This is a genomic window from Echinicola jeungdonensis (assembly GCF_030409905.1).
Taxonomy (GTDB): domain Bacteria; phylum Bacteroidota; class Bacteroidia; order Cytophagales; family Cyclobacteriaceae; genus Echinicola; species Echinicola jeungdonensis.
Genome location: NZ_JAUFQT010000001.1, coordinates 868,177 through 880,316, shown reverse-complemented (window position 1 = coordinate 880,316; position 12,140 = coordinate 868,177). Strand labels below are relative to the sequence as shown.

Here is a 12,140-nt window from a genome sequence, read left to right as displayed (position 1 = left end):
TTTTGCCTAGTATTGAAATATGAATTTCATTGTCAACTTTCTGGTAAAATTATCCTTTTTAATTTCCCTTATTCCATTTCAGGTGTCAGAGGAAATTTTTGACCGTTATCATATAAGGGTCAATCCCCAGGTGCAGGATTCATTATACACCGGGCCAGTCCAAAAAGGTCTGGTCCAGGACAAGGCCATCAATGAGGCTAGTGGTCTGTCAAAATCCCAATTGGATCCCGGTGTTTTATACACCCATAATGACAGTGGTGGAGATCCGGTGATTTATAGGATGGATACCACTGGAAAAAAATTAAACCCTATTTACTTAAAGGGAGTGAAAAACAGGGATTGGGAAGATATGGCTATCGGACCGGGACCCAAAAAGGGAAAATCCTATGTATATGTGGGGGAAATTGGGGATAATAAAGCTCAATACCCATCAATTCAATTATTAAGATTTGAGGAACCGAAAGGCAAAAATAAGCATGAAATTAAACCCCAAGTCATCAATTTAAAATATCCCGATGGTCCCCGGGATGCAGAGACCTTGTTGGTAGACCCATTGGGAGGGGATGTTTTTATTTTGTCAAAAAGGGATTCAAGCAATACACTTTATAAAGCACCAGCTTCTAAACTGAGTGACTCCGAAATAGTTCTTGAAAAAGTAATGAAACTCCCTGTTACCATGTCTGTAGGAGGAGATATTTCTGTTGATGGAAGCAAAATTTTAATCAAGAATTACTGGGCGGTGTACTATTGGGAAAGAAAGCCGGGAGAAAGTATTCCTGAAGCACTTTCAAGAATTCCTGTTCAATTGCCCTATTCCCCGGAGCCCCAGGGAGAGGCCATTTCATTTTCCGGAGATGGCCTAAGCTATTTTACCTTAAGTGAAAAACGGTATGGAGTCGAACCAGTGCTTTATCGATATTATAAAAAAGAGTAATGAGACAAGAAAAATTGGCTTTCCTCTAAAGGGTTGACCGTTTTGGTAAAAAAATGGTTGATGGGCATCAACCTAGAGGTGGAATATTTAATAAGGAATTCCTCAGTTCAACCCATAAATTATTGAAGGTTGACTGATTTAGTTTTCTCAATCCATAATACTCAAATACCAAATACCCTATTACAAAATACTTCCCATTTTTTCACTTCACCCTTGTATTTTCCTAAATTGGGGCAAACTAATTTCCAGGGTTATGGAATCCCTTCAGACCACCTCATCAGTGTTTATGGTCAGGCCAGCTGCATTTGGTTACAATGTAGAGACGGCAAGGGATAATTTGTATCAAATTAGGGATGACCGCCCTTCCTCTCTCATACAGAAATTGGCTTTGAATGAATTTAACCAATTTGTTCAGCTCCTAAGGGCCAAAGGAATCCAGGTAATAGTGGTCGAAGATACTCCCAAGCCGGTTAAACCTGATGCCGTTTTTCCTAATAATTGGTTCAGTACCCATGCAGATGGGAGATTGATCTTATATCCCATTTGTTCTCCAATAAGAAGAAAAGAAAGGAGAAAATATTTGGTTTCAACTTTGTACGATCAGGGGTTTAAGGTGGAAGAGATTGTTGATCTTACCTTTTTTGAAGAGGACAAACAGTTTTTGGAAAGTACTGGAAGTTTAGTGATGGACCGGGGCCGAAAACATGTATATGCCTGTCTTTCCCAAAGGACCCATCCGGTCCCTTTGGCTTATTTTTGCAGGCTTATGGGCTTTGAAGAAACCTGTTTTACCGCAACTTATCAAAAGGATGGAAACGCTATCCCCATTTACCACACCAATGTCATGATGCACTTAGGGACCAAATTGGCGGTTATTTGTCTGGATTGCCTGGGAAAAAAAGTTGAAAGGAGAGAGGTGCAAAAAAAGTTGGAAGAAAGTGGAAGAAAAATAATTCCTATTTCTGTCCATCAGCATTTTGCTTTTGCCGGGAATATGTTGGAATTAAAAAATGAAAATGGGCAACATTTTACGGTAATGTCCCAATCTGCATTGGATAGCCTAAAAGCAGGTCAGCGTCAGGTGATTGAAAAATACACAGAAATAATAGCAACAGAATTGCCAACCATAGAAAAACTGGGTGGGGGGAGTGCCAGGTGTATGTTGGCAGAGATTTTTTTGCCCAAAAGGGGGATATAAAAAATCCACGAATATACCCCCCGGCCTAATGCTGGGGAATTTTCGTGGATTAATAAAGATTTGAAGGAAATTAAATACCGGTATAGTTAAATGGAGTAATGGCTTTTAATTCTTCTTTTACCCCATTTTCCACCTTTAAAGTTTCAATAAAATCTTTGATGGAATTCTCTGTGATCTTGCTATTGGTCCGAGTAAGGTCTTTCAAAGCCTCATAAGGTTTTGGATAACCTTCTCTTCTCAAAATGGTCTGAATGGCTTCTGCTACTACAGCCCAGTTTTCTTCAAGATCCGCATCAATGGCGGCTTTGTTCAATTCAAGTTTGCCCAAACCTTTTTTCAGTGACTCAAAAGAAATTAACATATGAGCTAGGGGAACTCCAATTACCCTTAGGACGGTGCTATCGGTAAGGTCTCTTTGAAGCCTACTTATGGGCAATTTGGCAGCTAGGTGCTCAAAAAGGGCATTAGCAATGCCAAGGTTGCCTTCTGCATTTTCAAAATCAATTGGATTGACCTTATGGGGCATAGCTGAGGATCCCACTTCTCCAGCTTTGATTTTTTGCTTGAAGTAATTCATGCTTACATACTGCCAAACATCTTTGGACAAGTCGAGCAATATGGTGTTAATCCGCTTTAAACCATCAAAAATGGCCGCCATGTTGTCGTAATGTTCAATTTGCGTAGTTGGAAAACTTCTTTCCAATCCCAAATATTGGGAGACAAATTTGTTGGCAAATGCAGTCCAATCCTGCTCAGGATACGCAACTTTGTGAGCATTCATATTACCAATAGCTCCTCCAAATTTGGCGGAATGGGGCACTTGTTCCAATAATTCCAGTTGTTGTTCCAAACGGGTGACAAATACCTGGAACTCCTTGCCCAACCGGGTAGGGGAAGCAGGTTGGCCATGGGTTTTTGCTAACATGGAAATATCTTTCCATTCCTTGACCTGTCCCTTAAGTTTTGCAATTACATCTTCTAATGTAGGTAAAACCACTTCAATCAACCCTTCCTTCAGCATCAAAGGATTAGCAGTATTGTTGACATCTTGGGAAGTCAATCCAAAGTGGATAAACTCTTTGGAAGCATCCAGACCAAGCTGGTCAAATTTTTCTTTCAAGAAATACTCCACCGCCTTTACATCATGATTGGTGGTCTTTTCAATTTCTTTGATGGCTTCCGCATCCTGCTCAGAAAAATTATCTACGATGGCTCTGATTTTGGGGAAATATTCTTCAGAAACTTCTTTAAGCTGAGGTAAAGGAATTTCACAAAGCGCAATGAAATATTCCACTTCCACCCTTACCCGGTATTTGATCAGGGCATATTCAGAAAAATACTTTCGTAAAGGAGCCGTTTTACTCCCATATCTTCCATCAACAGAAGATACAGCAGTCAGCGTATTTAGATTCATGATGTTGTGTTTTTGTTTGAAGGCACAAAATTAATTTTAAAAACCGTAAAATTCCCCTATTCATAGGTTTAATTTAGGTTACTGGATAAGAAAGAATGTAATTGGTCCAAAATTTCATATTTGGACCTCCTGTTTATTCTGGATGGAAATAAAAAAAGCCTGGAAAAAATCCCAGGCTTTTTACCACTATTGAATATTAAAAAATCATCCATTAAAAGTCAGGATAATTTCTGATTAGTTGTAAACTAAGTTCATGGCTGGCTGGTGCTCCCTCTTCAGGGGATGCATAACCTCTTACCACAATGGTGTAAACCCTTTCATTGCGAAGGTTAATATTTTCTGCGGTCAACAAAACCTCTCCATTGTCTGCATTTTTTAGGGTGAGGTTTGTTGGAGCGGCAGTGATTTCTTCGAAATCAGTAACATCCTGGAATGATTGATTTTCAAAAAGATCAGTTTCCTCATCATTGATCTTTAAACTTACCGCAGGTGCGTCCGGAGAAAGGTGGACCAAGCGTACAAGGGCATTGGTATTTTCAGGAGAATCCCAATTGTCCTCAGCAATGACAGTTTGTAATTGGTCATTTTCTTCGGTTAAAAAGAAAGAATATGCTTGGTTTTCTATAAAGTTTACAGTGGTATCCAATAAGGAATTGGCTGTATTTCTTAACCTAAATGAAAGGTCTCTGTCTCCAGTGTAAAACCTGGAATAAATGAAGTAATCTGAGAATTCAAATAAATTGGTATTGTACTGGTTCCCATCGGCATAAATGGTGATCGCTTCGAAATTGGGAGCCCCGTGGTAATAAGAAACATAAGCTGCAGGAGGTAACTCCTCTACGTCGTCATCATCCAGACAACTACTCATAATGATGGGTGACATGGCTAAAAGAAGTAAAGCCCAGTTTATTTTCCATTTTCGGTAATCGGCAATATTTATTAGTTGAGTTAACATAATAATGTTGGTTTAATTTTGATTTTTAATTGTGTGTTTACCCCCAAAACGATACGGCAAGGCAAAACGCTACAACGTAACCTGAAAAATTTTGGAAAGAATTAATGGTGTTTTGGGGGTGATTTATAAGAGAGGCTTTTAAAGTAATTTCTGAAAGGCTCAACTGGAAATCCATGCGCATTAGGGGAAAAATGTTTTCACTATTGGAATGGTTGGTAGCTAATGTTGGAATAGTTCATTGTTCCATTCCCCGGGACAATTATTATTGAAACCTTCCAGGGCTCCTTGATTTGCGTTATTATTTACAATAAACTCTAATAAATTGCTTTTGATAATTTTCCTTACTTTTAGGGATTTGGGAAACTTTTGGCCTCAAAAACTTTAAGGGCATCCTCCCCCTTTAAGGAGAAATCCAAGGCTCTGTCAACTTCCCTTCAATAGAAAGTTTGCCCATGGCCTCTTCTTTTGCTTACCCAAGTGAATAAGGGTTCGTAAAATGCGGAAGGCTTCCCAGGAGCATAGTTGATGATGGTCTTATTTTTCTACTTTAATAATCTCTCTCAGGGTAAGGGGGATTAATTTGGATATGCTTTTCCATGAGAGTTTGGGGTGTTTGAAAAGTTTTAACCTTCGAAAATCATTGAAGAATTTGGGAACTACTTCTGAGTGTTATCGTTCTTTAAGTGATTTAAACTTTGGAATTGAGGGGATTTTCAAGATTCTACCTTAATTTTGGAGTAGCAAAAAGCAATTGTGAAAATAAAAATTAGGGATGGTGTTTAGCCTGTTTAAGAAAAATAAAGAAGAGAAAAAGAAGGGAAGCCAATATTTGTCATTAAAAGTTCGGGAAGTGGTAAAGGAAACTTCAGAAGCAGTTACCATTTATTTTGAGCAACCTGAACCATATTTGGAATATAAACCCGGCCAATTTTTGACTTTAATCCTGGAGGTGGAGGGAAAAGAAGAAAGGCGGTCCTATAGCCTTTGCACTTCCCCATATGTTGATCCCCATCCGGGGATTACCATCAAACGGATTGAAGGTGGAGTAGTCTCTAATTTTTTGAATGATAAAATCCGTCCCGGTAAAACCATCGAGGTTATGAAACCCATGGGGCACTTCACCATTGATTTTCATAGCAAAAATAAAAACCATTTTGTCATGGTGGCCGGAGGAAGTGGAATTACCCCGGTTTTAGGAATTACCAAATCCATTTTGGTCAATGAACCCAAATCCAAAGTAACGCTGGTTTATTGCAACCGCTCTGAAGACCAGATCATCTTTAATGATCAATTGGAGGAGCTGGAAGCGAAATATGAAGATACTTTTGAAGTGGTCCACACTCTTTCCAGGCCTTCTGATCAATGGTCGGGGTATCGTGGCAGGCTGGATGAGGAGATGATCGAAATGGTATTGAAAGAAAAAGTCCATCCGGAGGCTGAAGAGGTTAAATATTTTCTTTGCGGGCCGGAAGGCTTGATGCATGCTACAATAGAGGCTTTGCAAAAATTTGACGTGCCCCATGAAGCCATCCACAGGGAAAGCTTCTATACTTCTTCCTCTGAAGAAGCCGAAAAAACTGAACCCCATGAAGCAGAGGGAGATCAACCTGAGCTGACCCGGGAAGTTGAAGTGGAACTGGATGGAGATACTTTCCAATTTGAAGTTTCTCCTGGGAAGACCATTTTGGAAGCTGGTTTGGATGAAGGCCTGGATATGCCTTACAGTTGTCAAAGTGGGTTATGTACTGCTTGCCGTGGAAAACTGACCAGTGGAGAAGTGCAGATGGATGAAGATGCTGGCCTAAGTGAAAATGAGAAAAAAGATGGCTATATCCTTTGCTGTGTTTCCCACCCAAAAAGTGGTGATATCAAAATTAATATCGGATAATATTCATCCTTTAATATCTTTATCCTCGACCCCAAAGTCCTATGCCTAGCCTGAAGAAAAAATTTAGAATAATGGAACGGAATGTATTAATTCTAATTGCCATTCCGCTTCCTGCATTTGCTTTTGCCTATTTGTACACCAACAGTGATAATATGGATTTAGATATTCCTGCAGTACCTGAATCCATAAATTCTTTTTTGTTGGGATTAATTTCGGCCGTAATCCTGATCCAATGGGTGCGTTTTCAAAAAGGGATCAAAAAGCTTAAAAAAACTGAGGTTGCCCTGGAAAATAAGTTGAAAGGGTACAACAAATTGACAGTACAGCGCTATTGGTTCCTGTTTTGGGCAGGGTTATTTTGTGCAGGTGGACTTTTGATTTTTCAAAATCCTGGGTTTACGATTTCTTACGCTATTATTTTGGTCTTTATTTCCCTTGGGAAACCAAGCCCTGACAGGCTTGTTAAGTTATTGCAGCTCAAAGGTGATGATAAGGATAAGGTGATGGAATTTAATGTGAGGGATTGAATTGATGAAAGAGTTGGGGATGGAATAGGCCTGGGGATTAAGGTTCCCTGCTATGAATGCAGCTTCATATTTTTAGGGAAATTTGATGCAGAAGGCAAGAATAAGGGGCAAATTCCGATTGCGTTTCGCATTTTGAAACCCTTTCTTTTAAACGATCTGTATACCCTAAATTAGATTCCATAGTTCCCCAGTTTGATGATCATAAAGGTGTCCAAATATCATAAACAACTTTGTGGCTTATTCCCTAAGTGGTTTGTCAATTTTTAATTGAAATAATGCCGGAACCGATTTTTCCATAAATGATGTGTTCAGCACCATGGTCTATCCATAATTGATCCGAGGAAGACCGATTTCCTACTTTGACCATTCCACTTCCGGCTTTTAAATCAAAATTATACCCTCCGAAATCCGAAAATGTTTGAATCTTAAATGCCCCTGAATTTCCCATAAATTCAGTATTAGGCCCCAAACCTACATTCTCAGCTTTGACCATTCCAGAGTTAAGTTTAAGATGTCCCAATTGACTGATTTCCCTAAGGTGAACACTGCCTGAAGTGATCATTACATCAATTTCTCCCTGGATATATTGGGCAGTTATTTTTCCGCTGGTCGCTGACAGTTCCGTTCTTCCTTGGATTTTTTCAAGGTCAATGATTCCGCTGGTAAGCTCAATTGCCACCTGTCCCTCAACATTGTTCGCTTCAATTTTTCCAGAATGCCCTTCCAATTCCAGGTTTCCAATAATATGTTGGGCAAGGATGTTTCCGGAATTAGTGCTCAATTGAATAATTGGGGAATTTACCTGGTTGACATGAACTAGCATTGTGGATTTGGAGTTGGATGTTTTCAGGGCCGGTGATTTTTACACTTTTTTTACTGTCAATGGCCCTTTTCCCCTGGTAGGAGATTTTAAGAGTATTGCCAATGGTGACAAATATTAAATTATTTTCTTGATTCTCATCTAAATCGGATTTCACCTGAATTTCTTGTTGTTCAGGGTTTCCATGATAATTAATTTCTATCTGATGGACCGAAATTTCCAATTTTTCAATATTGGAAAAAGACTTCCCAAATGTGGATTGACCGGATGAGGGAGTTGCAATTAGGAACAAGAAGGTCCCAAAGGCCAATTGAAGTATGGTTTTCATTTTACTTGTCTTTAATTTTTAATTTTCTCAAAATACGACCCCAAAGATGATGGGTTGGATACTACCATTTGATGGCCCTTTCCCATCCTGGAACAAGGAGTTAAAGTCATAACTGGAAAAAAAGGTCAACTGGCCCAAGCCAATTTCACTTCTCAGGCCATACCTCAAATTTTCCAGGTATAGGCCTGAGGTGATTTTAACTTTTTCCCTACCATTGCCATCCACCTTATGAAAAACATATTTACTTCTTCCACCCACTCGATAACCTAAATAGGGCCCTATAGCAATACTTAGCCCTCTGTTTTCCTCATCATTTATCTTGGCAAAATTTAATTTAAGCAAAGTCATTGCAGTGATATAACTTGCAGATATTTTGCTTTTAATCCCCTCCACATCATTTCTCTGGATAAATTCAATATTGTCTGCCCCTATTATTGCCTGGTAATCTTTGTTTTCAAATTTGAAATTATACCAATGCACTCCCAGGCCAAAATCCCAATAAAAACCCTTGGAAAGCCTTTGGCTGGCCATCCAGTTCAGGCCTACCTGCCAACTTCCCCAGCCTTTGACTGAATAGGGTTGGTCGGAGGTGGGAATATCTCCCTCCTCCAGGTAATTATTGATGCCCAGATCGACGTGGAAATATTGACGGAAGGAGGGATCCTTATCTTTCTTTTTTTCAACTTTTACTTTAGTGTCCGGTCCTGATTCATCCACAATAATTTTCAACTTACCCATAGAGACAATTATTTCCCCACCGCTTTCCTCCACACGTAGGATTTCTTTATTTTCGGAATCAAATAACTCTTTGGATTTCACCATTTTTAGTTCCCCGGTACTTGGGTCGATTTCTAAATCCAATTCATTAATGATCTGGTTGATATCCAGTTTTTTAAGTTTTTCAAAATCCTCTTTATTGTCCACAAGGATCACTATTTTTCCCCTTTGCCCATATTCAATGATAATGCTGTCTTGAGTACTGTGAGAAGGGGTTTGATCAAAAGCCCATAAGCTTTGTGCCAGGGCCATGAATAATATGATCATTAGGGTCTTTTTCATTTTGATGGGGTTATTGGGATTTCTGTTTTTGATCTTGGTTAATCAAAGAGGTGAATAAATTGTTTTTTGCATCCTGCAATTGAGCATATCCTTGGTCTACCTTGTTTAATAGATTATTGAGGGAATTGAATTTTCCCTCGATTTGGACCAGAATATTATCTGAAGGAGAGTTATCGCTGATTCCATTTGAAATGATGGTTACGGAATAGGTTACTTCATTTTGATTTATTTTTCTTAATTGATCTTCAGAAATGGCACTGATATTTTCCACCTTAGGGTGGGCAAGTTTCCAGGGGAATGGCTTTTTGGTGAGTGGTGCAATTGGATCTATGGTAGGTTTTTCGAGCATTGAAGGTTTCTTCAAATTTGGAATCCCGTTATTGATTTTTGAAAGGTTTTCCTCGGTGCTTGAGGGTTTGTTGGGGTAATTAGCCCTGTCGATTGAATTAATGCTTGTCTTATTGTCCCCAAAATCCTTTTCCACCTCTCCGGGTTGGATGGATTTGGGGGAAATAAAGGGGATATTCTTTGGAGTAATGGGGTTGACTTTTTTTTCAGGGTGATGTGCTAATTGCCTCTGTACTTCTGAATTTTGAAGGTTCAAAGCCAAAATTCCCAAGACCATAATGATGACCAAAATAGCTGCTACTTTTAACCATAAAAACCTGTTGGACTTATTAGGGCGGTTTAATTGAATAGCCAACCTTTCCCAGGCCATAGGGTCTGGTTTAATTTGGTGTTGACTGAGCTTTTGATGAAACACTTTATCGATTGGGTGTCGGGAATTATTCATGGATCCTCCTTTCTATAACATGTATTTGAGCCAGTTTTTTTTGCAAACAAGCTCTTGCCCTGCAGAGCTGGGATTTTGAGGTGTTTTCGGATATTTCCAATAAATCACCGATTTCTTTATGAGAATATCCTTCTATGGCATAAAGGTTGAAGACCGTTCGGAAACCTTCAGGTAGCTCTTGGATCATTTTTAGCAGCTCTTCGGCTTCCAATTCTGAAGTTTCATAAATAGGCAATTTTCCATTAAGGAAAAGTTCGGGATTGATTTCAATATCAATTTTCCTTTTCTTCCTCAGGTCCAATAGAGCTTGTCTGACCATGATTTTTTTCATCCAGCCTTCAAAACTCCCTTTTCCTTCAAACTGATTTAGTTTTTCAAATATTTTCATAAACCCTTCAATCATCACGTCTTCTGCCTGATCTCCATCCTTCATATAGCGCTTGCAAATCGCCAGAAATCCTGGAGCATATTGCTCATAAAGTGCCCTTTGGGCTTGAGGGTTATCCTTAAGGCATGCTTTAATTAGGTCTTGTTCTGAAGTAAAAATGCTTTTGAGCAACATGGAATTTGGCTTTCAAATAGGTAGATACAATTTACACAAAAAGGGTTGCATACGATTAAAAAAAATCTACTCTAGGGAATGTGTAGTGGGTTGATATAGTGGCTTTTATGAACCTTTTAACAGCGTTTTTTAAAACAAAAATTCACTTTCCCCTAAAACAGGTGTCAGTATTATGGATGGTAACCAGAAAGTTCAAATAAGCATCGGTAAAACCCTGGATCAAATATTTTGAAACAATTCAAAAGACTCCAGATAATCGGGGACAACGGTGTTCCAGCCCCGTTTTTCTTTTAGTAATTTAGCCAGTTCCAGTGAGGCGTTTTTTTCCCCATGGATAAGAAAAGTCAATTTGGGTTTGTGAGTGAAACCCATGGTCCATTTCATCAATTCATTTTGGTCCGCATGGGCACTTAGTCCATTAATGTAATGAATGCTAGCCTTGACGGGAATATCCAGGCCATACATGCGGCATGTTTTGTCTCCATCCAGTAATTTTCTACCTCTTGTTCCCATGGCCTGGAATCCCACAAAAATTATGGAATCCCGTTCGTTGGGCAGTCGATTATACAAATGATGCAAAACCCTGCCTCCTGTGGCCATCCCACTAGCGGAAATAATAATGGCATCCCCATTTACTTCATTCAAGGAAATGGATGCATCCTGACTTTGGTAATAGTGTAGTGTTTTGTGGGAAAAAGGGTTATCTCCATCTTCTTGCAGGGCGGGCCCTAACCTGTGATAAGATGGGAAAGCTTGGTAGAGCCGGGTAACATCAATGGCCATGGGACTGTCCACATAAATAGGGATATTGGGTATTCTTTCCCTTTCTTGCAACTGGAATAAATAATATAAAAGTAATTGTGTCCTTCCGACAGCAAAAGCTGGAATAAGGGCAACGCCTCCTTTTTGATAACATTCCTTGATGATGGATTCCAATATTTCTTCCGGGGAATGCGTTTCGTGGAGCCGGTTTCCATAGGTGGATTCAATAAAGAGTATATCTGCTGAGGGAAGTTCAAGGGGTGGGTTTAGAATTGGATCATGATAACGGCCCAAATCCCCCGAAAAAACCAATTTCTTTTCCTGCCGATCTCCCTTGATTTTAAATTTTAAGAGGGCAGCTCCCAAGATATGGCCTGCATTATAAGCCGTTACTATTACATTTGGTGTTATTGGGTATTCCTGATCAAAAGAAATTGCCTCAAGAAGTGGAAAAACTTTTTCAGCATCGTCAACCGTGTAGAGAGGTAAAGGCTTTTCATGTTTTGAATAACCTTTCTTTTGGGCAAAATCAGCTTCCTCTTCCTGAAGTTTTCCGGCATCCACTAAAAGAATTTTTACCAGTTCGATGGTAGGTGCCGTTGCAATAATTTTCCCACTAAAACCCTCTTTCACCAACTTAGGAAGATATCCGGAATGGTCTATATGGGCATGGGTCAGTATAATCCAGTCGATTTGAGATGCAGGGATGGGGAAATTGTCCCAGTTTCTTCTACGTAACTCCCTCAAACCCTGAAAAAGTCCACAGTCAACCAGGATTTTTTTGTCATCGATTTCAAGTAAATACCTGGAACCCGTCACGGTTTGGGCGCCACCTAAAAATTTGATCCTGACATTCACATAAATAGGGTTTATTGTTAAAGTTGAAAAGAAAGCGTTATC

12 protein-coding genes are annotated in these 12,140 nt (G+C 39.4%); 4 read left to right on the top strand and 8 right to left on the bottom strand.

The window, feature by feature from the left end:
• The first annotated feature begins 19 nt into the window (after positions 1 to 19).
• Positions 20 to 934, top strand: coding sequence for a hypothetical protein (locus QWY93_RS03815; protein WP_290246857.1), 915 nt, complete (start codon positions 20 to 22; stop codon positions 932 to 934).
• A gap of 253 nt (positions 935 to 1,187) precedes the next feature.
• Positions 1,188 to 2,132, top strand: a complete 945-nt coding sequence (gene ctlX / locus QWY93_RS03810) for a citrulline utilization hydrolase CtlX (RefSeq protein WP_290246856.1) — start codon at positions 1,188 to 1,190, stop codon at positions 2,130 to 2,132.
• Between the two features lie 70 nt (positions 2,133 to 2,202).
• Here the strand turns inward: ctlX and purB are convergent, their stop codons facing one another.
• Together purB and QWY93_RS03800 are read right to left on the bottom strand one after the other, a co-directional pair.
• Entirely contained in the window at positions 2,203 to 3,546 is a 1,344-nt protein-coding gene (gene purB / locus QWY93_RS03805) for an adenylosuccinate lyase (protein ID WP_290246855.1), read from the bottom strand.
• Between the two features lie 211 nt (positions 3,547 to 3,757).
• Positions 3,758 to 4,501, bottom strand: coding sequence for a DUF4397 domain-containing protein (locus QWY93_RS03800; RefSeq protein ID WP_290246854.1), 744 nt, complete (start codon positions 4,499 to 4,501; stop codon positions 3,758 to 3,760).
• A 772-nt stretch (positions 4,502 to 5,273) separates the two neighbouring features.
• Here QWY93_RS03800 and QWY93_RS03795 point away from each other — a divergent pair.
• Entirely contained in the window at positions 5,274 to 6,389 is a 1,116-nt protein-coding gene (locus QWY93_RS03795) for a ferredoxin--NADP reductase (RefSeq protein WP_290246853.1), read from the top strand.
• A gap of 71 nt (positions 6,390 to 6,460) precedes the next feature.
• Positions 6,461 to 6,916, top strand: coding sequence for a hypothetical protein (locus QWY93_RS03790; RefSeq protein ID WP_290246852.1), 456 nt, complete (start codon positions 6,461 to 6,463; stop codon positions 6,914 to 6,916).
• 256 nt (positions 6,917 to 7,172) lie between these two features.
• Here the strand turns inward: QWY93_RS03790 and QWY93_RS03785 are convergent, their stop codons facing one another.
• From QWY93_RS03785 to QWY93_RS03760, 6 genes are all read right to left on the bottom strand, one after another.
• Entirely contained in the window at positions 7,173 to 7,697 is a 525-nt protein-coding gene (locus tag QWY93_RS03785) for a DUF4097 family beta strand repeat-containing protein (protein ID WP_290246851.1), read from the bottom strand.
• A complete protein-coding gene (locus QWY93_RS03780) occupies positions 7,687 to 8,064 on the bottom strand; it encodes a hypothetical protein (RefSeq protein WP_290246850.1) in 378 nt (125 codons plus the stop codon). Before QWY93_RS03780 ends, QWY93_RS03785 begins: the two co-directional genes overlap by 11 nt.
• A gap of 27 nt (positions 8,065 to 8,091) precedes the next feature.
• Positions 8,092 to 9,123 (bottom strand): outer membrane beta-barrel protein, encoded by a 1,032-nt coding sequence (locus QWY93_RS03775; protein WP_290246849.1) that lies wholly within the window; start codon positions 9,121 to 9,123, stop codon positions 8,092 to 8,094.
• 10 nt (positions 9,124 to 9,133) lie between these two features.
• On the bottom strand, positions 9,134 to 9,916 hold the full coding sequence (locus QWY93_RS03770; RefSeq protein ID WP_290246848.1) for a hypothetical protein: 783 nt from the start codon (positions 9,914 to 9,916) through the stop codon (positions 9,134 to 9,136).
• Entirely contained in the window at positions 9,909 to 10,478 is a 570-nt protein-coding gene (locus tag QWY93_RS03765) for an RNA polymerase sigma factor (RefSeq protein WP_290246847.1), read from the bottom strand. Before QWY93_RS03765 ends, QWY93_RS03770 begins: the two co-directional genes overlap by 8 nt.
• A gap of 219 nt (positions 10,479 to 10,697) precedes the next feature.
• A complete protein-coding gene (locus QWY93_RS03760; RefSeq protein ID WP_290246846.1) occupies positions 10,698 to 12,098 on the bottom strand; it encodes an MBL fold metallo-hydrolase in 1,401 nt (466 codons plus the stop codon).
• Positions 12,099 to 12,140 lie beyond the last annotated feature (42 nt).

What these genes read in the sequence shown, in the direction of transcription:
- QWY93_RS03815 (WP_290246857.1), top strand. Translation starts at nt 20, where the DNA reads ATGAATTTCATTGTCAACTTTCTGGTAAAATTATCCTTTTTAATTTCC.
- ctlX (WP_290246856.1), top strand. Translation starts at nt 1,188, where the DNA reads ATGGAATCCCTTCAGACCACCTCATCAGTGTTTATGGTCAGGCCAGCT.
- purB (WP_290246855.1), bottom strand. Translation starts at nt 3,546, where the DNA reads ATGAATCTAAATACGCTGACTGCTGTATCTTCTGTTGATGGAAGATAT.
- QWY93_RS03800 (WP_290246854.1), bottom strand. Translation starts at nt 4,501, where the DNA reads ATGTTAACTCAACTAATAAATATTGCCGATTACCGAAAATGGAAAATA.
- QWY93_RS03795 (WP_290246853.1), top strand. Translation starts at nt 5,274, where the DNA reads ATGGTGTTTAGCCTGTTTAAGAAAAATAAAGAAGAGAAAAAGAAGGGA.
- QWY93_RS03790 (WP_290246852.1), top strand. Translation starts at nt 6,461, where the DNA reads ATGGAACGGAATGTATTAATTCTAATTGCCATTCCGCTTCCTGCATTT.
- QWY93_RS03780 (WP_290246850.1), bottom strand. Translation starts at nt 8,064, where the DNA reads ATGAAAACCATACTTCAATTGGCCTTTGGGACCTTCTTGTTCCTAATT.
- QWY93_RS03775 (WP_290246849.1), bottom strand. Translation starts at nt 9,123, where the DNA reads ATGAAAAAGACCCTAATGATCATATTATTCATGGCCCTGGCACAAAGC.
- QWY93_RS03770 (WP_290246848.1), bottom strand. Translation starts at nt 9,916, where the DNA reads ATGAATAATTCCCGACACCCAATCGATAAAGTGTTTCATCAAAAGCTC.
- QWY93_RS03765 (WP_290246847.1), bottom strand. Translation starts at nt 10,478, where the DNA reads ATGTTGCTCAAAAGCATTTTTACTTCAGAACAAGACCTAATTAAAGCA.